Origin of the sequence: Streptomyces sp. SID11385 (assembly GCF_010548245.1) — a bacterium.
Lineage (GTDB): Bacteria > Actinomycetota > Actinomycetes > Streptomycetales > Streptomycetaceae > Streptomyces.
Genome location: NZ_JAAGLR010000370.1, coordinates 1 through 776 on the forward strand (window position 1 = coordinate 1; position 776 = coordinate 776).

Annotated in this window: 1 protein-coding gene; it reads right to left on the reverse strand. The window is 79.4% G+C overall.

The annotated features are described in order from the left end of the window. Positions 1–174 precede the first annotated feature (174 nt). Positions 175–776: D-glycero-beta-D-manno-heptose 1-phosphate adenylyltransferase (rfaE2, locus tag G3I42_RS11050; protein ID WP_164284906.1), on the reverse strand; the 602-nt coding region annotated here is incomplete at its 5' end.

The following is a 776-nucleotide window of genomic DNA, read 5'->3' on the forward strand; positions in this document are numbered from 1 at the left end:
GCGTGCGCCGCCTCGCGCAGCGCCGCGGGCGCGGCGAGGACGAGCCGGTGCTCCGGGTGCGCGCGCCGCAGCGCGCGGAGCGCGGGGACCCCGGCGAGCAGGTCCCCGAGACCGAGGGCGCGCAGCACCAGGAGGGTGGCGGGCGGCGGGCTGGAAGGCATGGCGGCTCCGGGGTCAGGGGAAGGAGCGGGTCGCGGCACGGTGGGCGAGGGCGGTCGTGGAGTGGCCGGCGAGGTACGGGACGAGGACGACCTGCCCGCCCCAGCTCTCCACGAGATCCGCCTCGGGGAGCCCGTCGCGCGTGTAGTCGGCCCCCTTCGCCCAGACGTCGGGCCGCAGCGCGCGCAGCGCCCGCTCAGGGGTCTCCTCGCCGAAGACGAGGACGGCGTCGACGCAGCCGAGCGCGGTGAGCAGCCGGGCCCGGTCGCGGGCCGGGACGAGCGGTCGCCCGGGGCCCTTGCCGCGTCGTACCGAGTCGTCGGAGTTGAGGCACACGACGAGGCAGTCCCCGGCGGCGCGGGCGGCTTCGAGGAGCGCGACGTGCCCGGCGTGCAGGAGGTCGAAGCACCCTCCCGTCGCCACGACACGCCCGCCGCGTGCCCGCACCCGGGCGGCGACCTCGTACGGGTCCCCGTACGCGTCGTACGCAAGAGCGTCCGCGGGGAGCGGCGCACGGGAGCCGGAGCCCGTGCCCGCGTCGGGGCCGGAGGCGGCCTCCCGGCCGGTCCCGTCCCCCGCCTCCCGCCGCGTCCCGCCCGCCCGTTCCCGTACCGCCG